General features: G+C 71.2%; 21 protein-coding genes. 11 read left to right on the plus strand and 10 right to left on the minus strand.

Translation table 11 applies throughout. The annotated features are described in order from the left end of the window. Positions 1-18: 18 nt before the first annotated feature. Positions 19-3,225 (minus strand): intermembrane phospholipid transport protein YdbH family protein, encoded by a 3,207-nt coding sequence (locus VEB62_RS07870; protein WP_324797718.1) that lies wholly within the window; start codon positions 3,223-3,225, stop codon positions 19-21. Between the two features lie 399 nt (positions 3,226-3,624). Between VEB62_RS07870 and VEB62_RS07875 the strand changes: the two genes are divergently transcribed. Continuing rightward, positions 3,625-4,953 (plus strand): M23 family metallopeptidase, encoded by a 1,329-nt coding sequence (locus VEB62_RS07875; protein ID WP_324797720.1) that lies wholly within the window; start codon positions 3,625-3,627, stop codon positions 4,951-4,953. 387 nt (positions 4,954-5,340) lie between these two features. After that, the gene (locus tag VEB62_RS07880; RefSeq protein WP_324797723.1) at positions 5,341-6,264 is read left to right on the plus strand and encodes an alpha/beta hydrolase; all 924 of its coding nucleotides are present in this window, start codon (positions 5,341-5,343) and stop codon (positions 6,262-6,264) included. A 4-nt stretch (positions 6,265-6,268) separates the two neighbouring features. On the opposite strand, the gene maiA is transcribed toward VEB62_RS07880, so the two are convergent. Together maiA and VEB62_RS07890 are read right to left on the minus strand one after the other, a co-directional pair. Then, complete coding sequence (maiA, locus tag VEB62_RS07885; RefSeq protein ID WP_324797725.1) at positions 6,269-6,901, minus strand: maleylacetoacetate isomerase; 633 nt, start codon at positions 6,899-6,901, stop codon at positions 6,269-6,271. Continuing rightward, on the minus strand, positions 6,898-7,551 hold the full coding sequence (locus VEB62_RS07890) for a fumarylacetoacetate hydrolase family protein (RefSeq protein ID WP_324797727.1): 654 nt from the start codon (positions 7,549-7,551) through the stop codon (positions 6,898-6,900). The genes maiA and VEB62_RS07890 overlap by 4 nt, the downstream gene beginning before the upstream one ends. Before the next feature lie 133 nt (positions 7,552-7,684). Here VEB62_RS07890 and VEB62_RS07895 point away from each other — a divergent pair, with 133 nt between their 5' ends. From VEB62_RS07895 to VEB62_RS07905, 3 genes are all read left to right on the plus strand, one after another. Continuing rightward, positions 7,685-8,065 (plus strand): glycine zipper domain-containing protein, encoded by a 381-nt coding sequence (locus VEB62_RS07895; RefSeq protein ID WP_324797730.1) that lies wholly within the window; start codon positions 7,685-7,687, stop codon positions 8,063-8,065. Next, positions 8,065-8,469, plus strand: a complete 405-nt coding sequence (locus tag VEB62_RS07900; protein WP_324797733.1) for a hypothetical protein — start codon at positions 8,065-8,067, stop codon at positions 8,467-8,469. Before VEB62_RS07895 ends, VEB62_RS07900 begins: the two co-directional genes overlap by 1 nt. 92 nt (positions 8,470-8,561) lie before the next feature. Beyond that, complete coding sequence (locus VEB62_RS07905; protein ID WP_324797736.1) at positions 8,562-8,729, plus strand: DUF1328 family protein; 168 nt, start codon at positions 8,562-8,564, stop codon at positions 8,727-8,729. A 75-nt stretch (positions 8,730-8,804) separates the two neighbouring features. Here VEB62_RS07905 and VEB62_RS07910 read toward each other — a convergent pair whose 3' ends face one another. Genes VEB62_RS07910 through VEB62_RS07920 form a run of 3 tightly spaced genes read right to left on the minus strand, consistent with a single transcriptional unit; the run spans position 8,805 to position 11,047 of the window. Further along, positions 8,805-9,647 (minus strand): metallophosphoesterase family protein, encoded by an 843-nt coding sequence (locus VEB62_RS07910; RefSeq protein WP_324797739.1) that lies wholly within the window; start codon positions 9,645-9,647, stop codon positions 8,805-8,807. Positions 9,648-9,655: 8 nt separating this feature from the next. Beyond that, positions 9,656-10,651 (minus strand): diacylglycerol/lipid kinase family protein, encoded by a 996-nt coding sequence (locus tag VEB62_RS07915; protein ID WP_324797742.1) that lies wholly within the window; start codon positions 10,649-10,651, stop codon positions 9,656-9,658. Between the two features lie 54 nt (positions 10,652-10,705). Beyond that, positions 10,706-11,047: a hypothetical protein gene (locus VEB62_RS07920; protein WP_324797745.1), complete on the minus strand. Its 342-nt coding sequence runs from the start codon at positions 11,045-11,047 to the stop codon at positions 10,706-10,708. Between the two features lie 161 nt (positions 11,048-11,208). On the opposite strand from VEB62_RS07920, the gene VEB62_RS07925 reads away from it, so the two are divergent. The 3 genes from VEB62_RS07925 (at position 11,209) to VEB62_RS07935 (ending at position 14,310) form a co-directional block, all read left to right on the plus strand. Continuing rightward, positions 11,209-11,547, plus strand: coding sequence for a YMGG-like glycine zipper-containing protein (locus VEB62_RS07925; RefSeq protein WP_324797748.1), 339 nt, complete (start codon positions 11,209-11,211; stop codon positions 11,545-11,547). Between the two features lie 85 nt (positions 11,548-11,632). Beyond that, entirely contained in the window at positions 11,633-12,082 is a 450-nt protein-coding gene (locus VEB62_RS07930) for an OmpA family protein (RefSeq protein WP_324797751.1), read from the plus strand. 65 nt (positions 12,083-12,147) lie between these two features. Next, positions 12,148-14,310 (plus strand): protein-disulfide reductase DsbD family protein, encoded by a 2,163-nt coding sequence (locus VEB62_RS07935; RefSeq protein WP_324797754.1) that lies wholly within the window; start codon positions 12,148-12,150, stop codon positions 14,308-14,310. Positions 14,311-14,353: 43 nt separating this feature from the next. On the opposite strand, the gene VEB62_RS07940 is transcribed toward VEB62_RS07935, so the two are convergent. Continuing rightward, positions 14,354-14,830, minus strand: a complete 477-nt coding sequence (locus VEB62_RS07940; protein ID WP_324797757.1) for a hypothetical protein — start codon at positions 14,828-14,830, stop codon at positions 14,354-14,356. A 99-nt stretch (positions 14,831-14,929) separates the two neighbouring features. On the opposite strand from VEB62_RS07940, the gene pgi reads away from it, so the two are divergent. Beyond that, the gene (gene pgi / locus VEB62_RS07945) at positions 14,930-16,555 is read left to right on the plus strand and encodes a glucose-6-phosphate isomerase (RefSeq protein WP_324797759.1); all 1,626 of its coding nucleotides are present in this window, start codon (positions 14,930-14,932) and stop codon (positions 16,553-16,555) included. A gap of 50 nt (positions 16,556-16,605) precedes the next feature. On the opposite strand, the gene VEB62_RS07950 is transcribed toward pgi, so the two are convergent. The 3 genes from VEB62_RS07950 to VEB62_RS07960 all read right to left on the minus strand — a co-directional run bounded on the left by VEB62_RS07950 (position 16,606) and on the right by VEB62_RS07960 (position 18,897). Further along, complete coding sequence (locus tag VEB62_RS07950) at positions 16,606-17,730, minus strand: ankyrin repeat domain-containing protein (protein WP_324797763.1); 1,125 nt, start codon at positions 17,728-17,730, stop codon at positions 16,606-16,608. Positions 17,731-17,899: 169 nt separating this feature from the next. Then, complete coding sequence (locus VEB62_RS07955; RefSeq protein WP_324797766.1) at positions 17,900-18,298, minus strand: hypothetical protein; 399 nt, start codon at positions 18,296-18,298, stop codon at positions 17,900-17,902. A 170-nt stretch (positions 18,299-18,468) separates the two neighbouring features. Next, on the minus strand, positions 18,469-18,897 hold the full coding sequence (locus VEB62_RS07960) for a YMGG-like glycine zipper-containing protein (RefSeq protein ID WP_324797769.1): 429 nt from the start codon (positions 18,895-18,897) through the stop codon (positions 18,469-18,471). Positions 18,898-19,155: 258 nt separating this feature from the next. Here VEB62_RS07960 and groES point away from each other — a divergent pair, with 258 nt between their 5' ends. Both groES and groL read left to right on the plus strand, forming a co-directional pair. Beyond that, positions 19,156-19,443 carry a co-chaperone GroES gene (gene groES, locus VEB62_RS07965; RefSeq protein ID WP_324797772.1) on the plus strand — a complete coding sequence of 96 codons (288 nt, stop codon included), beginning with the start codon at positions 19,156-19,158 and terminating at the stop codon, positions 19,441-19,443. 55 nt (positions 19,444-19,498) lie between these two features. After that, positions 19,499-20,597: chaperonin GroEL (groL, locus tag VEB62_RS07970; protein ID WP_324797775.1), on the plus strand; the 1,099-nt coding region annotated here is incomplete at its 3' end.

The raw sequence follows: 20,597 nt of genomic DNA on the forward strand, positions 1-20,597 counted from the left end.
ACGGCCAGGGCGGCGCGATCAAGGCTCCGGGACTGGCGGCGTCACAGGCGCGGCGGCGGCGGCCGACGGCTGGCCCGCGCGGGCCCGGTTCAGTTCCAGCAGGTCGCCGATCAGCTGGTTGAGGTTCAGCGTGGTGTCGAGCGTCAGGTCGATGCCCGTCCCCGACGGCAGGGGCAGCTGCCGGTTGAGGAATTCGCGGCTGATGAATTCGGCCATGCCGATACGCAACTCCTGATGCACCGGCGGATCGTGCCGGCCCCGGATGCGGAACAACACCCCGATGCGGCCCTCGTCCAGACTGTTGACCTCGGCCGACAGGATGTCGAACGACAGGTTCTCCATGGCCTGGTAGGCCAGGTCCTGCACCGTGTTCGGGGGCACGCCCGCGCCGCCCCCGCCGGCCTCCAGCCCGCTGAGCGCCTCGCGCTGGATCGACAGGCGGCCGGGCCGAACGGCGGCCAGGGTTCCGCCCGAGATGCGGATTCCGGCTACCGGATCGGAGGTGAAGGGCAGGCGGCCCGAGACGACGGCGTCCAGCGCCACCGTGTCGGCGAAGCCGGAGCCGGCGATCACGTCGCCGAGCTGGACGTTCTCCAGGACGATGACGCCGCTGAACGGCCGGCTACGGTCCAGCGGCAGGGCGAAGGGTTCGACCCGGATGACGCCGCCGGCCACCGCGAGGTCGCCGCCCTCGATGGTCACCGCCGCCTTGTCGAGGCCGAAGGTCACCGCGATGTCGGTCAGCGGCGCGACGGATTCGAGCCGGTCGGCGGTCAGGCGCTGGCCCGGGGCCGTGACCAGCGGCGCCAGGCTGATGAAGTCTATGGTTCCCTTCAGCCCCTTCACCGGGCCGGCCGGGCTGACGAAGTCGAGATTGGGGATGGTCAGGCGGCCGGAACTGGACCCTTCGGCCTCGGCCAGCCAGTCGATGCGGCCCTCAAAGGCGACGGAGCCGGACGCGGGCGACCCGGCGAAGCCCGCCGCCAGCGGGCTGAGGTCGGCCGGCTGCAGACCGCCCTCGGCGAAGACGATCGAGGGCGCGTCGATGGCCAGGCCGCCGGCCCCGGACTGGCCGTCGTGGGCGAGGGTCAGGCGGCCGAGCGCCGCTCCGCCGCGCGACAGGTCGAAACCGCCGGTCCAGTCCTCGTTCGCCAACCGGGCCGAGCCGGCGGCCGTGAGCGGGTTGAAGCGCAGCGGCGCGGTGGCGTCCGCGATGGTGGCGCGCTCGACACGGGCGTCGAGACCGAAGCCGTCTGGACCGCCTGTGGCCGCGAACCGGCCGCTCGCGTCGCGGAAATGCAGGGCCAGGAAGGGAGCCGAGGCGTCGACCCCGGCCAGGGCGGCGTCGGCCCGCCAGCGCCCCCCGGCGATGCTGACCAGCGGCCGGTCGACCGGGCAGGCCCGGCCGGACAGGTCGGTGACGTCGTTCTCGCCGAACTCCAGCCGTTCGACGGTGAGCGGCGTGCACCCGGCCGCCACATATCCAATCCGGCCATTCGACGAAGTCAGTCGCCCGCGGGTGTCCAGCCTGATCCCCCGGGCGAGGTCGAAGTCCAGCGCGGCGCGGCCATCGAGGTCGGCGGTGAATCCGTCCGGCGTCAGGCGCCAGGCCGGAATGGCGAAGGCGGCCTCGGGCAGGCCCCGGCCGCGCGTCGCGGTCAGGGCGAGGGCGCCGCCGCCCGACTGCCCCGGCGCCGCGGCGAAGATCGGTCCCTCGGCGGGGCTGAGCGTGAGGACGCCGCCGTTGGCCGGGCGCAGGGTCGCCGGACGTGCGAGCGCCACCCGGGTTCCCCCGCTTCCGGAGGTCAGGGTGAAGGCGGGAATATCCACCGCGAAGGCGCCGAGCGCCCGCTTCATTTCGGTCAGATCGGCGTTGTCGTCGCGCGCCGCGGGTCCGAACAGGGGCCAGGCGCCGCGGGCCGCGCGCAGCCCGCCCGAGAGGTTCAGGCGCAGGCCGGCGTCGGAGACCAGCTGGAGGTCGGCCGCCCCGCGCGCGCCGCCCAGCGACAGATCGCCCCAGGCGAGCCGGTCGGCGCCCAGGCTCAGGGGGCCGGTCACCTCCCAGGCGGCGTCGCGGCCGCCGGCGGTCAGACCGCCGGAGGCCAGCGCCACGCCCGCCCCGTCCAGACCCGCGCCTGACGCCCGCGCGGCGGAGATCCGGGCCGGGCCCTCGATGCGCCAGCCGACGCCGCGGTCGTCGCGGGACAGGACGGCGCGGCCGTTGTTCCAGCGGACGGCGGCGGCGGTCGCCGACAGGTCCGGGCCATCGAGCCGGGCGGCGCGGAGATCGGCGTCCGCGGCGCCCTCGATGCGGAACGTCTCGAGCCAGCCGGTGGTCTGGCCGTCGAAGGTCAGGCGGGCGACAGCCTCGCGGGCGGCGACGTCGCCCGCCGTCAGGCCCGCCGCGACAAGGCCGAGATCGAGACGGGCGCGGCCGTCCCCGCGGCGCCGCTTCAGATCGGGATAGGGCAGGTCGCCGCTCAGGGTCAGACGGGGGGCGGATCCGGAGAAGCCGGGCAGCGTCGCCTGATCGGCCGAGGCCGTGACGCGCAACGCCATCCGGTCTCCGGTGGTGTTGACGCTGGCCGTGGCGGCGAGGGCGCGCGCCGCGATGTCGCCGCTCCTGAGATCGGCGGCGGGCATGCGGGCGCTCAGCCGGATCAGCTTTCCGTCGTCGATGCGGGCGTCGCCGAGGATGCCGACGGGACCGTATTCCGTGTCGACCCGAACGCGGCCCTGCTCGATCAGCACCAGTGGTCCGCGGACGTCCGGGCGCGGCGGCCGGCCCGTGAAGCGTTCGACAAGCGGATCGAGCGAGCCGAGCGAGAACTCGCCGTCCCGGAACGAGGCGCGCAGTACGGGGCGGACGAGGCGGATGCGGCTGGGCGTGATCCCCAGACCCGCCTTCGACCAGGGCGCGCCGATGGCGTAGTCGACCTCGACCCGCTCGACCACGGCGTCGGGATTGCGCGGATCGCCGATCCGGATGCGGGCGACCAGACCGTCGAGCTCGACCCGCTCGACATCCATGTCGGCCGGTATGCCCTGGCGCTCCAGCCAGCCGACCAGGACCTGACGCGTGGCCGCGCGGCGGTTGAGGTAGAGCAGGCCGGCCAGCACCAGCAGAACGCAGACCAGCACGCCGGCCGCGAGCAGCAGGCGTCGTCCAGCACGCCGTCCCCGCCGGGGTGGCGGTGAGGCGGCGGTTGCGGCCGCGTCGGTCATGCCTTGACCCGAGCGATGAACAAAGCGGACTCCTGGAACAGCACAGTCGGCGTGGCTATGGAAACACAGTACAGTGGCGCATCAGCCACTTTCAATGCAGTGATGACAACATCAAGGCGTAGCGGCGAGGGAACCCCGAATACCTCAACGAAACGTCGTCAATACACTGTTCGCTCCCGCCGATAAGCTGACGCATCACGGAGGCTTTACCGGGGGCGGCGATCCCGATTAACGCTCTGTAACGAACTGACTTCCCATGATGGGACAGACGGGCTATAGGGCCTGTCTCGCGCCGGGGGCTTCTTCAGGCACGATCCTTGCTTTTTTAGTGGCTTGGGCGCCGGTGGGCGTCGCAGTTTTCGGGGACCGATGGCTCAGTTCGATCCACGTCGCCAACCGATGCGTCTGGCGCCTCACGCTCTCACGGCGGTCGCAGCGCTCTCGGTGGCCCTCCTTGCCGGACGTGTCTACCAGCCCGCCAGGGCTGAAGAGGCGCCCGCCCTGACTCCCGCCCAGATGGCCGTCATCGAGGCCAACGCCTTCTTCGCCGCCGGAATGCCGGCCGGCCTGTCCACCCCCGAAGCCATACCGGTCGAAATCCGGCGCGGCGAGACCTTCGAGCAGGCCGTGCGCCGCACCGGCATCGCCGCCGAGGACGCCTCCGCCGTCGCCGCCACCCTGTCCAACGCCATGGACATGAGCGAGATTCGCGCCGGCCTCCGCTTCGAGACCGCCATCGCCAAGCCGCGCGGCGGCCGGGGCGATCCCCGGCTGATCGGCCTGACCATGCGCACCGGTCCCGCCAGCCAGGTGACCGTGTCCCGCACCTTCGACGGCGCCCTGCGCCTGCGGGCGCTCGAGGAGAAGGTCACCCACGAGATCGTCGTCCTGAAAGGGAAGGTCGAGGGCTCGCTCTCGGCCTCGGCCCAACGCGAGGGCGCTCCCGCCGCCGTGCGCCGCAAGGCCGGCCAGCTGTTCTCGCACAAGTTCGACATGGATCGCGATATCCGCGCCTCGGACGATTTCACCTATGTGTATGGGCGCACGGTGACCGAGAACGGCCGCACCATCGGCACCGACGGCCTGCTCTACGCCGAGCTTAAGGGCGTGGTCTTCTATCGCTTCCAGCCTGCCGGGGCCAAGGAGCCGCAGTATTTCGACGCCACCGGCAAGAACACCCGGTCGGCCTTCATGCGCACGCCGCTGGAGCGCGGCTTCCGGGTCTCGTCGTCGTTCGGCTTCCGCCGCCACCCGATCGCCGGCTATCGCAAGATGCACCAGGGCATCGATTTCGCCGCCGGCACGGGCACGCCGGTCGTGGCTCCCGCCGACGGCGTGGTGGTCGAGGCCCGGCGCTGGGGCGGCTACGGCAACTGGTTGCGCATCCGTCACTCGAACGGGCTGGAGACCGGCTACGGCCACCTGTCGCGCTACGCTTCGGGCATGCGCGCCGGCCAGCGGGTCCGCCAGGGTCAGGTCGTGGCCTATGTCGGCTCGACCGGCGCCTCGACCGGTCCGCACCTGCACTATGAGATCTGGCGCGGCGGACGGCGGATCAATCCCGCCGGCGTGCGCACCACCGAAGGCACCATCCTGGCCGGCGCCGATCTGGCCGCCTTCCGCGCCGAGAAGGCCCGGATCGACCGCATCATCGCCGCCGGCGGCGAGCGTCGCCCGCAGGTCGAGCGCGCCAGCCTGGGCGGTGTCCTGCGCCCCGCCCAGGGCTGATCGGACCCTTCATCCGCCCACCTGCGCCGCCGCGATCAGGGCGTCGCGATGCCGCGTGCCCGAATCGTCGCCGCGCGCCCGGACTGGCCCTCCGCACAGGCCTTGAAGGCGTCGCTCGGGCAGGGTCCTGAACCGCAGCCCCCACATGATCCGGCTGTCGATATGGACGGGCGCCGCCGGGAAGCGGTCGCCGGGGGTCCACGGCCTTCATAGTCGTGCCAAAATCCCGCACCACGGTGCGATGGGGACAGCCGGTCTCCTCCAGCATCCAGCACGCGATCCGGCCGTGCGACACGAGGCTGGTGTAGAAGACGATTTCCTCGTTGGCCGGCTGGATCATCTGGACCTCCCTCGTGTTGTACGGGGCCAACCTGAACCGACGGCGCGATGGAACACAGGCGGAACATTCTCAAGGGTCTGATGGCCGGCTCGGCGGTGTGGGCGGCCACGGGCGCGCCGGGCGGGGCGCAGGCGCAGGCCCAGGCCGAGGCCCGGGCGCCGGGCCGGTTCCAGTCGCGCCGGATCGTGGTCGAGACGCGCGGACGCGGAGCCGACCTGATCCTGATCCCCGGCCTCGCCTCGACGTCGGCGGTGTGGAGCCGGACCGCCGCGGGACTGGCGGACCGGCGGCGGCTGCATCTGGTGTCGGTGCGGGGGTTCGGCGAACTGGCGGCCGGGGCCAACGCCGACGGAGCGATCCTCGGCGCCGTGGCGGGCGAGGTGCGCCGATATATCGTCGAGGCCGGGCTGAGGCGGCCGGCGATCATCGGCCACTCGATGGGCGGGCTGGTCGCGCTGCGGGTCGCGGCCGACGCACCGGACCGCGTCGGCCGGGTGATGACGGTCGACGCCTCGCCGTTCTTTCCGGCCCTGATCAGCCCCGGCGCGACCGTCGGCGATGTCGAGCCGATCGCCCAGGTCGCCTATCAGGCGGTCCAGTTCCTCGGCGACGAGAGCCTGCGCGGGCACGGTCGGGCCCTCGGGCTGGAACTGGGCGGCGCGGCCGACGCCGTGCTGGGCTCGATGGGCTGGCAGGGCGGCGATCGCCAGGTGCTGGCCCAGGCGCTGTACGAGGTCATGACCGTGGACCTGCGCCACCGGCTGCCGGACATCACCGCGCCCGTGACCGTGGTCTATGGCTGGAGCCCCGACGAGGCCTCGCCGCGCAGCCGCACCGACAGCCTGTTTCGCCGGGCCTACGCCTCCCTGCCCCGTCCCGCGACGTTCGAGCGGATCGAGGGGGCCGAGCATATGGTCATGATCGACCAGCCGGCCCGCTTCCTGGCGGCGGTGGAGCGATTCCTGGCCTGAGGGCTCAGTCCGCGTCCGGCTGTCTGTCCGGGTGGGCGGCGACGAAGGCGGGATGGGTCCGCGCGGCGAGGTCGATGGCCAGCAGGCGCGGGAAGGCCTCGAGCGGGACGTTGAAACGGCGGGCCGAATAGATTTGCGGGATCAGGTAACAGTCGGCCAGGGTCGGAGCGGCGCCGAAGCACCAGCCGTCGCCGTGGACCGCCACCAGCCGCTCGAGCGCCGTGAAGCCGGGCAGGATCCAGCGGGCGGCCCAGGCGTCGACGATCGCCTGATCGGCCCCGAAGGCCTCGCGCAGGGCCTTGCCGACCCGCAGGTTGTTCAGCGGATGGATGTCGCAGCCGATCAGGGCCGCCATGGCCCGGACGTGGGCGCGGTCGACGGGGCCGGCGGGCAGCAGAGGCGGAACCGGATGCGCCTCCTCCAGCCATTCGAGGATGGCCGGGCTCTGGGTCAGGACGGCGCCGTCAACCTCGAGGGCGGGGACCAGGCCCTGCGGATTGAGCGCGAGGAAGGCGTCGGACTTCTGGGCGCCGGTGCGCAGGTCGACGCCCTGCTGGTGGTAGGCGAGGCCCTTGAGGTTCAGGGCGATGCGGGTGCGGTAGGCGGCGCCCGAGCGCCAGTAGCCGTGCAGGATCATCGTGGTCTCAGGGTGAAGGTCAGGGGCTGGAGGCCGCCGATCGCCGCCTCGACCCGGTCGCCGGGCTGGAGCGGGCCAACGCCCTCGGGGGTGCCGGTGAATATCAGGTCGCCCGGGCGGACATCCCACAGGGTACGGGCCTTGGCCAGGATCTCGTCGGGGGCCCAGATCATGTCGTCCAGCCGCCCCGATTGACGGGTCTGGCCGTTGACCGACAGGCTGATCGGCGCGGCGGGATCCGGCAGGGGGCCGAGGGTCAGGGCGCCGCACGGGGCGGACTGGTCGAAGCCCTTGGCGGCGTCCCACGGCCGGCCCTTCGCCTTGGCGGCCGCCTGAAGGTCGCGGCGGGTCAGATCGCAGCCGACCGCCCAGCCGGTGATGCGCCCGTCCTCGCCGACGGCGCAGACCAGCTCGACCTCATGATGCAGGTCGGCCGTAGCGGTCGGGAACAGGGGATCGGCGCCGTCGGTCACGAGCGCGTCCGCGGGCTTGGAGAAGAAGAAGGGTTCGGCGCGATCATGACCCATCTCACGGGCGTGGGCGGCATAGTTCTGGCCGACGCACAGGATGCGGCGCACGGGCAGGCGCTCGGCTCGTCCGGCGATGGGCAGGGACGGGGTCGGGGCGGGTGGGAACAGCCAGTCGGTCATGGCCGTTGTCTAGGCCGGGAAGCGCCGCTTCGCCAGCGCGTGTCATGCTGCGTTGCGGAACCCGCACGTCGCAGTGGCGTTCCGGCTCAGGGTTCTCTATCTAACCGTCAAGCTTGCAGAGCGGAGCGCGCACATGGCCACCACCAAGGCAGCACGGACAGCCGTGAAGAACGACATCAATACGCTGAAGGACGACCTGAAGACCCTCGGCGCCGAGGAAAAGGCGCGCCTGCGCGAGAAGGCCGCGACCGCCGAAACCCGTCTGCGCGCCAAGGCGGCGGAGACCGAGGCCCGCCTGCGCGAACAGTCGGAGATCCTGCGCGAGCGCGCCCGGGGCTATTACGACACCGCCCGCGTGCGGAGCCGGGAATACTATGACGAGGCCTCCGAGCGCTTCGACGAGGCCCAGCGTTATCTGACCGAGCGGGTGCAGGAGCGGCCGATGCAGTCGACCGCCATCGCGCTTGGCGTCGGCGTCGTCCTCGGCTTGCTGCTCGCCGGCCGTCGCCGCTGATGCTGGGCGGTCTGGGGCGAAAGCTGGTCAGGAAGGCCGTCGCGGCCGCCGTGGCGGCGGGCGCGGCCCTGGTCGCCGTGGTCGCCTTCGGAGCGACGATCTTCTACGCCCTGTGCCTGGTCGTCGTGCCGCTCGCAGCCGCCGCCCTGACCATGTTGCTGTTCGCGCTGACGGCCCTGGTCGTGGTGGTGGTTTTCCTGCGGCGCGAGGCTGGGGACGACGATATCGAGGACGACGAGCCGGTCGGCCTGGGCGAGCGGGCCTTCACTCTGTTCCGCCAGCGGCCGATCCTCGGTACGGCGGCGGCGCTGGCGGGGGGCTGGATATTCCTGCGCAACCCGGCCCTGGCGACCATGGTGGCGGCCGCCTTCGCCGAGAAATCGCATGGCCGCCGACGGCGCTGAGGCGGAACACCCCCGGCCCGGAAGAGTTGAATCTGACAGGCGCGGCGGATGCTGCCGCTCCTGAGGATCAATAGTTCCGGGAGTCACCACTGATGCTACGCTGGGCCCTTATCTTCCTCGTACTCGCGCTTGTCGCAGGCGCTCTTGGCGCCGGCGGAGTCGCGGGTCTGTCGATGAACATCGCCTATGTGCTGTTCGTCGTCTTCCTCATCCTGCTGGTCGTTCACTTCTTCCAGGGTCGACGAGGCACCAGGATCTAGTCGGCCGCTGGCCGACGACCGGAAGGGCCGCGGTTCTCATGACCGCGGCCCTTTTTCTTGCGCGGCGACAAGGGCTCAGGTCGCCGTGCGCTCGCGCTCGCCGGCGACGTTCGGGTCGGGCGCCGTTGAGGTCTTTCGGGTGTCCTGCCGGCGGGGGAGATGCCACTTCTGTCCGGGCTCGAAACGGTCGCCGGTCCAGGTGATGGCGGTGATGACGATCTCCCGGGCGTCCCAGTCGATCTGGTTGAAGCTGGGCGGGGCGCCCCGCTCGCGATGCGACAGCGTTCCGCAGCCGACCGCATAGGAGCATTTGTCGCCCAGGTTCACCGGCAGGGCGAACGGCACATGGACATGGCCGGTGGTGATCAGGTCGACGCCGGCCTCGGCGAAGATCAGCGCCGCCGCGTCGCCCCGCTTGACCTCGCCGGTCATTGGCGCGCCGATCATCTCCACCAGCGGGTGGTGGCAGGCGAGGATGCGCAGCGCCCCCGCGGGGGCCTGTCGCAACGCCTCGGCGGCCTTGCGGGTCTGGACCAAGTCGATCACGCCCTTGGACCAGTTGGGCCGCGCCTGCCAGCCCCGCGCCGTGACCACGCCGCGCACCATCAGGGCGGGGCTGAGGAACTGGTGGTCGTGCGCGGGATGGCCGATGGCCTGCTCGAACGCCCGCCACGGATGGAACAGGCGGGCCACAAGGCTCCAGTAAGGTACGTCGTGGTTGCCGACGATGACGAAGGTCGGCTCGGGCATGCGCCGGATCCAGTCCCCGGCGGCGGCGAACTCGTCGGGCAGGCCCTGCTGGGTGACGTCGCCGGTGATCAGGATCAGGTCGGAGGGCGTGGCATGGGCGAAGTCGAGCGCAGCCGCGCAGGCATGGCGGTGCTCACGCCCGAAATGCACGTCCGAAAACTGGAGCACACGCCCCACTAGACGCTGTCCTCCGCGGCGGGCGGGATCGGGGCCAGCGCCTGGAACGCCTTGCGGATGAAGCGAACCCGGGCCTCGTGGCGCAGCAGGACAGGCTCGCCATCGATCACCGCCGGTATTCGGGACCGGGCGCGCATCGCGACCTTCTGTGTCGCCCGGGTCGTCACCGCGGGATCCTGACGCCAGTCATCGAGCACGGCATGGGCGGCCAGCCGGAACGCCTGTCCGGCGTCTGAGGGATTCATGGCGGCGGCCTCGAGGCCGGTGTTCTCGTCCATCGCCCGCGAGATCATCGGGCTGATGAGCACCAGGGCCTCTGCCCGGCGGGGCGGACATCCGTCGAGCGAGAACCGCATCTGTCCGGAAAAGGCGCGCTTCAGCGCCCGGCGCGCATAGGCCCAGGCCAGACCCGGCTTGCCGACACGGATCGCTTCCCGGGCCGGCGCCCACAGGGCGGGCGAGCCGAAGATGGCCGCGCAGTAGAAGGTCTGCGTGGTCTGGCCGTCCGAGACTTCGCCGCCGGCCACGCTCTGGGGCGCGCCGTCCTCAAGCGCTGTCTTCAGGGCGGCCTTCCAGTCCGATGTGCCGTAGAGCGCCTTCGGCAGCATGTTCATCGTCCCTCCCGGAAGCGGCGCGACCAGCGGCCCGTCCGGACCGGCGCGCGAGGCGATGCTGCCCGCCGTTCCATCACCCGCGAGGACGAACAGCACGTCGGGCCGGGCGTCGAGCGCGGCCTCGATCTGGGCGTCGAACTGGCCCGGATCCAGCGTCACGATCGAAGTCTCGCAGGCGTACGCGTCGAGGATGGCTCCGGCCTCCTCCGCCGCCCGCGGCCCGACGCTTCCCGAAAGGGGGTTCACCAGCATGATGACCCGCCGCAGCGCCACATGGCTGGTCAGGACACAGGGCTCCGCGGCCGGGGCCCCTTCCGGGGCTTCGGGCGTGGCTTCGGGCGCGGTCGCTGGATCGGCCGCCGGCGTCAGGGTTGCGCTCATGCCGCCCGAACGTCCCGCCCGAAGCGATGTTCCGGGCGGGCGGCCGAAGCGTGACTATTGTTTCTTCAATTCGTCCGAGGCCGCCGCGGCGCCCGCCTGGGCCGCGTCGCCGGCCTTGGCCGCGGCGGCTCCGGCCGCGTCGCCGGCCTGGTCCGCGACCTTGGGGGCTTCGCCCCGGACAGTCGAGACCGCCCTGGCGATCCAGCCATCCATCATGGCTCCCCCATCGGCCAGGGATTTCTCCTTGATGCCGAGCACGGCGGTCAGGACCCCGAACAGGGCCAGGAGCGTGACCAGCAGGCTGACCAGCGGATTACCCCGCCGGCGTTTGCCGCGGGCCCACACGGGACTGTGATCGCCGTCTTCCGACATGCGGACCGGTTCAGAAAAACGCATACGAAACCCCCGTCTCTCGCCCCATGCGGGGCCGTCCGCGCCCCCTGCGCGGCGTACTGCAAAGCCTGATACAGGCCTGACCAACACCATAGCGGGGGAACCGTCACGGTAATCCAGCATTATCACCCGTGGGGCGAACCCGAGGGATGAAGGAATTACCCATGAAAAAGGCAATCATCGCGATCGCCGGCGCGGGCCTGCTGGCTTCCGCCTGCGCCAGCGACGGCTACGGCACCAATGAGACGGTGCGTCAGGGCGCTATCGGCGCGGGCATCGGCGCAGTGGCCGGCGCGATCATCGGCAACAACGTCGGTGACGGCAACGCCGGAACCGGCGCGGCGATCGGCGCCGTGGTCGGCGGCGCGGCCGGTGCGATCCGCGGTTCGCAGCAGGACCGGGCCAACCAGCAGCGCTACCGCGACAGCGCCGGCCGGTACTACTACTGCTACGATAACCGTCAGACAGAATGCTATTGGGAGAACGGTCAGCGCCGCTACTAGGCGCGCCGGGCTTTCGTGACGTCAGGGCGGTTCGTCATGCGCGGACCGCCCTTTTCGCGCCCGGGCGGGCCGTGAGGAGAGCTGCATGAAGGGGCTGACCGTAATCGTGGGCGCAGTGGCGCTGGCCGTGGGCGGCTGCGCCGGAGGCTCCGGCGTCCGCGACCGCAGCGATCTGGTGGCCGAGCCGGAGCCCTGCGCGCCGACCCGGTTCGAGGTCTATTTCCGCGACGGCGAGGCGGGTCTGACCGAGGCTGCGCGCCACGCCATCGGCCTGACCGCGACCCAGCTGCAGGGCTGCGAGATCCGCAAGGTCAACGTCATCGGCCTCACCGACGCGCGAGGCGGGCCGACCGCCAACCTCGACCTCTCCGAGCGCCGGGCCGCGGCCGTGGCCGAGGCGCTCGAGGCCGCCGGCTGGCCCTCGCCGGTCTTCAGCCTGGTCGCGGCCGGCGAGTCGGGGTCGGTGACCGCCGCCGGCGCCGTCGAGCCCATGCGCCGCCGGACCGAGGTTCTGATCGACGCCGCGCCGCGCTGAGGCAGGCCGGGCTGGGACAGCACGCCGCGTGACGCGGGCGGGGCGACCCGGCTAAGGTCGCGCCCGTGATCCGCCTCCTGAGACTGCTCGCCCTCATCGGCCTGTTGTGCGCCCCGACCGTCGCGGCGGCGCAGGACGGGCGCGTGCAGCGCACCGACCGGATCGCCGCCGAACTGGTGGCGATGTCGCAATGGGCCGCGCCCGGATCGACCGCCATCGTGGCGGTGCGCCAGGACATCGCGCCTGGCTGGCACACCTACTGGCGCAATCCCGGCGATTCCGGCGGCCCGACCAGCCTGACCTGGACCCTGCCCCCGGGCGTCGAGGCCGGCGACATCGTCTGGCCCCTGCCCGAACGGCAACGGCTGAAGTCGTTGATGAACTACGGCTATTCCGGGCAGGTCTATCTGCCGGTCCCCGTCACGATCCCGGCCGGCGCGCGACCCGGATCGACCCTGCCGCTGCGGGTCAGGGCGCTGTTCTTCGTGTGCAGCGCCGAGATGTGCGTCCCCGACGAACTGACCCTGTCGCTGGACCTGCCGATCCGGGACGGCGCGGCGCCGCTGGACGGGCGGCACGGCGCGGCCATCCAGCGCATCGTCGAGACCGCGCCCCGGCCCGCGGGGATTTCCGCCCGCCTCACCGTGCAGAACGGCGTCGCCACGCTGACGGCCGCCGGCGGTCCGCTGGCCGGGCGCGACCCGGGACCGGGCTATTTCTTCCCGTTCGAGCCGGGCGTGATTTCCCACGCCGCCCTGCAGTCGGGCGGCTATGGCCCGCAGGGCCTGACCCTGGCCCTCACGCCGGGCCGGGACTTCGCCGGGGCGCAACAGCCGATCCGGGGCGTGCTGTCGACCGCCCTGGGCGCCTTCGAGATCGCGGTGGAGGCCGGGCCGCCGCTGTCCGGAACCACCGGCTCGGGCGATCTGGCCCCGGCCCCGGAAGGCCGCCCCGCCGCCGCGGAGCGTGGGTCGGCCGCCGGATTCCTCCAGGCCGCCCTGTTCGCGCTGCTGGGCGGACTGATCCTCAACCTGATGCCGTGCGTGTTTCCCATCCTGGCGATGAAGGCGGCGGCGCTGGCCGGGGCCGCCCATGACGCGCCGCGCGCCCGCCGGGACGGACTGGCCTTCCTCGCGGGCGTGCTGTCCACCTTCCTGCTGCTGGCCGGCGTGCTGCTGGCGCTGCGCGCGGCGGGGCAGGCCGCGGGCTGGGGCTTCCAGCTGCAGTCGCCGGCGGTGATCGCCGGCCTGGCCCTGCTGATGCTGGCCGTGGGCCTGAACCTGTCCGGAGTCTTCCATGTCGGCGGGGGCTTGCAGGGCGTCGGCTCGGGTCCCTTGGCGCGGCTGGGCGGGACGGCGGCCGCCTTCCTGACCGGGGTTCTGGCGGTGGTGGTCGCCGCACCCTGCACCGCCCCCTTCATGGCCGTGGCGCTGGGTTCGGCCCTGCTGATGCCGTGGCCGATGGCGCTGACCGTGTTCCTGATGCTCGGCCTCGGCCTCGCCCTGCCCTATGTGGTGGTCAGCCTGACGCCCGGCCTGCTGGCCCGCCTGCCCCGGCCCGGTCCGTGGATGGAGCGGCTCAAGGGCCTGCTGGCCTTCCCGATGTACGGCGCCGCCCTGTGGCTGGCCTGGGTGTTCAGCCGGCAGACGGGCGCCGAGGCCCTCGGCCTGCTGTTCGTCGCCGGCCTGCTGCTGGCGCTGGGCGGATGGCTGTTCGGCCTCGCGCAGGGCGAGCGGGCGTTGGGGCGTCGCGCCCTGCTGCCGGCCGTGGCGGGTGCGGCGGCGATGATCCTGGCGGTCGCCGCTGTGGTCGTGGCGACGCGCCTGCCGGTGGAGACGCCCGGGCCGTCGACGGCGAACGGGAGCAGCCGCCTGCCCGCCGCGCCATGGTCGGCGCAGGCCGTCGGGGCGGCTCTGGCCGGGGGACGCCCGGTGCTCGTCAATTTCACCGCCGACTGGTGCGTGACCTGCAAGATCAACGAGGCGGGGGCGCTGCATTCGGCCCGCACGGGCGAGGCCTTCCGGGCGGCCAACGCCGTCTATCTGGTCGGCGACTGGACCCGGCGGGACGACGCCATCACCGCCGAGCTGCGGCGGCACGGCCGTTCGGGCGTGCCGCTGTATCTGCTGTACGCCCCGGGCGAGGCCGCGCCGCGCGTCCTGCCGCAGTTGCTGACCGAAGGCGTGGTGATCGAGGCGCTGGAAGAGGCCGGCGCCGGCCGGGGCTGACAAGACGCGCTGCGGCTCTCAGCGGCACGACTGTCGATTGGATCTACACCTCGGGCTGGGGCGGGGCGGTGATGACCTCGACGTTGTCGTTGAGCAGATAGGCCAGCTCATCGAGGGCGACGCTGCGTTCCGCGGACGTGGCTGCGGCCTCGACGGCGGCGAGCTTGACCGGAATGTCCTCGGAAATGCCGCGCAGGATGCATTTCAGATCGCCGTCGGTCCCGCGCTCCTTGAGGATCAGGTGGCCCTGCATGTCCAGCGCCGCCAGCCCCTCGGCCTCGACCCTGAACTGCGAAAGGGCGGGCGCCGGGACGGACCAGGCGGTGTCGGCGGCGAGATTGGCGCGCCACTGATCGACGACGCCCTTCAGCGCGCCGGAGCGCAGCACGATGTCCGCGAACAACGGCTCGCCCGCCACGGAGACGGGCGCGTCCGCGGCGGCGGGGGGCTGGGCCGCGGCGACGGCCACGTGGGGGTCCGAAAGCAGCAGGGAAACGGCCAGGGCGACGCCGCAGGACATGGCGAACCTCATTTGTTTGCCGAATCACGATTTCGGCGTTGAACCGGCTTACGCCCGACCCGTAAACGAGGGTTTACCCCTTCCCCATAGAGTTCGCCGATGACCGCCCGTTCCCAGGCCCTCGCCATGCTTCGCGCCATCGCGCGCAAGGACGAGGGCGCGCGCATCGTCCACCAGTTCGCCACCGACCGGCGCCGGATCGAGCGCATGGGGGTGGAGGCCGCCGGCCTCTATCTGGACCTGTCGAAACAGTCGTGGAGCGACGAGGGTTTCGAGGCGGCGGTGGACCTGGCGCGCAGCTGCGACGTCGAGGGGCGGCGCGACGCGCTGTTCGGCGGCGAGGCGGTCAACAACACCGAGGGCCGGGCGGTGCTGCATCCGGCGCTGCGGGCGGCGGACGACGCCGACTTCCGGGCCCTGGGCGAACCGGTGTCGAAAGAGGTGGCGGCGACGCGGCGCGAGATGGCGAAATTCGCCACGGACATCGGCTCCGGGGCCGAGACCGGCGGGACCAAACAGCCGTTCACGGCCATCGTCCATATCGGCATCGGCGGTTCGGATCTGGGGCCACGCCTGCTGTGGGACGCGCTGCGGCCGCTGGAGCCGACCATCGACCTGCGCTTCGTGGCCAATATCGACCCGCGCGACATGGGCGAGGCGCTGGCGGGACTGGATCCGGAGACCACGCTGGTGGTGATCGTCTCCAAGACCTTCACCACCCAGGAGACCCTGGCCAACGCCGACCTGGCCAAGGCGTGGCTGGCCGAAAGTCTCTCGCCCCGGCGGATGGTCCGGCATCTGGTCGGGATCACCGCCGCGCCGGAGAAGGCCGAGGCCTGGGGCTGCGGCCGCACCTTCGCCTTCCGCGACTGGGTCGGCGGCCGTTATTCCCTGTGGTCGCCGGTCAGCCTGTCCGTGGCGGTGGCGCTGGGCTGGGACGTGTTCGAGCGGGTTCTGGCCGGGGCCCGGACCATGGACGAGCATTTCCGGGAGGCCTCGCTGGAGGTCAACGCCCCGATCCTGCTGGCCCTGGCCCAGGTCTACAATGTCGAGGGCCGGGGACGGACGGCGAGGACGGTCGCGCCCTACGCCCACGGCCTGCGCCGCCTGCCCGCCTTCCTGCAGCAGCTGGAGATGGAGTCGAACGGCAAGCGGGTGAAGCGGAACGGCTCGCCGGTCGACACCGCCACGGGGCCGATCGTGTTCGGCGAGCCGGGCACGAACGGCCAGCACGCCTTCTTCCAGCAGATTCATCAGGGGCCGCAGGTCGTTCCGGCCGAATTCATCGTCGTCGGCCACACCTCCGACGCCGCCATGGACGCGCGCGAGGGCGACGCGCCGCTGTGGTCGAACGCCCTGGCCCAGGCCCAGGCGCTGATGGTCGGCAAGACGGAGGCGGAGGCGCGGGCCGAACTGATCGCGGCCGGCGCCACGGCGGAAGAGGCCGACCGGCTGGCCCCGCACAAGGCCTTCCCCGGCGACCGGCCGTCGACGACGATTCTGCTGGACGCCCTGACGCCCGAGGCGGTCGGGGCCCTGATCGCCCTCTATGAGCACAAGACCTTCGTCGAGGGGGTGATCTGGGACATCAACAGCTTCGACCAGTGGGGCGTCGAACTGGGCAAGGTTCTGGCGAAGGCGATCCTGAAGGACGTGCAGGCGGGGGAGCCGTCGGCGGGGCTGGACCCGTCCACCGCCGAGCTGATGAAGCGGCTGATGGTGTGAAGGGCGAAAAGCGGGCTCCGGCGAGGTCCGCGATGGGTGGGAAGCGGACATCACCGTCCGTAGTCGGGCGGGCTCAACGGGATAGGAGCAGGATTGAGCGTCACCCACTGAACGGCCAGTTCGCAGAGCCCGGCGCCCGCGCCGTCATCCTTGCGGACCGTGGCGACAAGCCGCTCCGCTCGGTCGCGTTCGGCATTGGACAAGGGCGAGCCCGAGCCGACATGGGTCAGGAAGGCGCGGGTCATCCTGCCGAAATCGGCGTCCCAGTTGACCCCGCCGTTCCGGTCGATCTCGTCGGCGACGCGTCCAGCGATGCGGATGACCTCGCCCTGAACCGTGGCGGCGGCCCCCTTTGAGGGCACCAGCAAAGCCCACAGCTCCTGGTGCTGGTCCTGCCAGGACACCGACCGAGCGATGATCGGCGCGTCGCCGTCATGCATGAGACGGCGGGGAACGGGCGGAACGCCGAAGAGCGCATAGAGCCGGTCCAGCGCGGCGCTGGTTCCCTCCAGATATTCGGGATTGAAGCCCGCGCGGTGGAACTCGAAATTCTCCCCGATACGCTGCACGAAGCCCCGCAGCTGCAGATCGCCCGAACCGGCGTCGTGCCGTCCGCTGGAGAAGGCGCGTTTGATCAGGCCCCCGAGGCCCGCCTTCCGAGGCGGCGGCGCGGGAGCCGCGAGCAGCAGGTCGGCGATCTTCCCCATCGGTTCGATCTGGATGTTGCTGCAGTGCTGCAGCCCCGCCGCCAAGGGCGTCAGACCCGAGGCGTTGAGGGCGTCCGCCGGTGCGCCACGGTCCCGCAGCACACGCACAGCCTCGAGGTTGGCGGACTTGGCCGCCTTGTGAAGCGGGGTGTCGCCGTCCTTATCCACGGCCTGGATGTCGGCCCCCAGATCGAGCAGGGTCTCAATCCGCCCCTGCCAGCTGGCGGCGTGATCATGCAGAGGCGTACGGCCGTAGGCGTCCCGGGCCTCGATGTCCGCGCCTTGCCCGATCAGCCAGCGCGCCAGCTCGTCGGGACAGTCGCGAAACGCCAGCGCGACGTGCTTGCCGTAGCCGCCGCGCGCATCGAGCTCGCATGTCTCGAAGACCGCCTTGAGCGGGGCGATGTCGCCAGCCTTCAGAAGCGTGTCGAAGTCTTTGGGAAGAAGCTTCTTCCTGGCCTTGGGCATGGTTCATCCAGCTTTCAGTTGCCGTCCTCGACACACCCAGACTAGCTCGAAAGCGAGGGTCCGCAACGGGTCGGAAGCCGACCGTCGGCCAGGGGTGGAAAGCGGACATTCAAAAAGCCGCCGGGATGCTCGAACCGCCCCGAAAACCGAACCGTCCGCCTTGTACGCCTTATCTCGCCGGCCGAATGGCGAGATCGAGGCATCCCCAGACAAGCCCCAGCACCGCGGCATAGCCGGCGAGGGCATATCCCGCCCCCCGCCAGCCGGCCGGCAACATGAGCATCGCCAGACCCCACATGAGCGCCGCCAGCACCCCCGCCGCGACGAGGGGAACGAGCCAGGCGGGGCGCAGGGCGCCGAGGCGGGACAGGATGGGCCATCCGACAACCACGGCGAACAGGAAGCCCGGAATGGCCAGCAGGACGCCCAGACCCATGAAGGCCTCCAGGGCGCCGCCTTTCACCGATGCGGTCGTCGCGCGCCCCTGGACGGCGTACCAGGCGTGGATGCTGGCCGCGTAGACCGCCATCGAGAGCGCCCATGCGATCAGCAGCTTTGCGAAACCCATCGCGCACCTCCCGCCGAAGGCTTGGCCGAAAGACGTTGAAGGTCGGCTAACGCCCGTCAGCCGCCGTCAGCGTCTTTCGGTCCCGTATGAAAAAGGCGGACGCCGTCGCCGGCGCCCGCCTCCTCGCCCACGCCCGGCCAGACTCACGCGGCCGGACGAATGGGATTGGCCTACCAGCGACGGTCGTAGCGGTAGTCGCGGTCGTAGCGGCGCTCGTCCCGCCGGTCGCGGCGATAGTCGCGCCGGTCGTAACGGTCGTCGCGGCTGTTGATGCCGTGCTCGCGTTCCCAGTGGCCCCGGTTCCGGTAGCAGCGGCCGCCGCGGTAATAGTTGCAGTCATCGTCGTCGCCCGCGCTGGCGCCGATGGCCGCCCCGGCCAGGGCCCCGCCGGCGATATAGGTCCCGTCGCCGTTGCCGATGACGGCGCCCGCGAGCGCGCCCACCGCGGCCCCGATCAGCACGTCTTCGGTCCGGTCGTTGTCGCGGTCACGATCGCGATCCCGATAGCGGCTCTGGGCGTCGGCCGGGGTGGCGGCGGCCAGGGTCAGGGCCAGGGCGCCGGCCACGGCGGGGGCGGCGATGTTCGAAAGCGTCTTCATGGTCGGTCCTTTCCGGGTTCCCGCGCGTCTGCGTCCGTGAAGCGGCCATCCTGCGCGGGCGGGGCTGAACGGGCCGGGGAGGGTCCGTTCATCGGGCGTTCATCCCTGAGCGGTCGCCGCCGGGGGAAATTCCGGCGCGGCCATGCTTGACGGTGGCCGTCGGGAGCCCTACCTGCCCCTCGCGTTAGCACTCTGACGGGTCGGCTGCCAAAGCGGCCGCGTCGGGGGCTCGATCAAACTGTTTGGGAGACACTGAAGATGGCGTTTCGTCCGCTCGGCGACCGCGTGCTCGTGAAGCGCGTGGAAGAGGAATCCAGGACCAAGGGCGGGATCATCATCCCCGACACCGCCAAGGAGAAGCCGCAGGAAGGCGAAGTCATCGCCGTCGGACCGGGCCTCCGTGACGAGAGCGGCAAGGTCAACGCCCTCGAGCTGAAGGCCGGCGACCGCATCCTGTTCGGCAAGTGGTCGGGCACGGAGGTCAAGCTGGAAGGCGAGGACCTGATCATCATGAAGGAATCGGACGTGCTGGGCGTGCTCGCGTAAGCACCGGCGCCTTTCGACCCTTTCCCTGACACCACAGAATTAGGAGCAGCCACACATGGCCGCGAAACAAGTTCAGTTCTCCACCGAAGCCCGCGAGAAGATGCTGCGGGGCGTCAACATCCTGGCCAATGCGGTCAAGGTGACCCTGGGCCCCAAGGGCCGCAACGTCATCATCCAGAAGTCCTTCGGCGCCCCGCGCTCGACCAAGGACGGCGTCTCGGTGGCCAAGGAGATCGAACTGGAGGACGCCTTCGAGAACATGGGCGCCCAGCTGATCCGCGAAGTCGCCTCCAAGACCAATGACAAGGCCGGCGACGGCACCACCACCGCCACCGTCCTGGCCCAGTCGATCGTGCAGGAAGGCCTCAAGTCCGTCGCCGCCGGCATGAACCCGATGGATCTGAAGCGCGGCATCGACAAGGCCGTCGCCGCCGTCATCGCCGACATCAAGGCCTCCTCCAAGAAGGTCAGCGCCAACTCCGAGATCGCCCAGGTCGGCACCATCTCGGCCAACGGCGACCTCGAGGTCGGCGAAATGATCGCGAAAGCGATGGAAAAGGTCGGCAACGAGGGCGTCATCACCGTCGAGGAGGCCAAGACCGCCGAGACCGAACTCGACGTCGTCGAGGGCATGCAGTTCGACCGCGGCTACCTGTCGCCCTACTTCATCACCAACGCCGACAAGATGGAGGTCCAGCTCGAGGAGCCGCTGATCCTGCTGTTCGAGAAGAAACTCTCGTCGCTGCAGGCCATGCTGCCGATCCTCGAGGCCGTGGTCCAGAGCGGCCGTCCGCTGCTGATCATCGCCGAGGACATCGAGGGCGAGGCCCTGGCCACCCTGGTGGTCAACAAGCTGCGCGGCGGGCTCCGCGTCGCGGCCGTCAAGGCCCCGGGCTTCGGCGACCGCCGCAAGGCCATGCTGGAGGACATCGCCGTCCTGACCGGCGGCCAGGTCATCTCGGAAGACCTCGGCATCAAGCTCGAGAACGTCACGATCGACATGCTCGGCAAGGCCAAGAAGGTCACCATCACCAAGGACGACACCACCATCGTCGACGGCGCCGGTGAAAAGGCCGCGATCGAGGCCCGCGTCGGCCAGATCAAGAAGCAGATCGAGGACACCACCTCGGACTACGACAAGGAGAAGCTGCAGG

This window comes from Brevundimonas sp., assembly GCF_035626975.1.
Taxonomy (GTDB): domain Bacteria; phylum Pseudomonadota; class Alphaproteobacteria; order Caulobacterales; family Caulobacteraceae; genus Brevundimonas.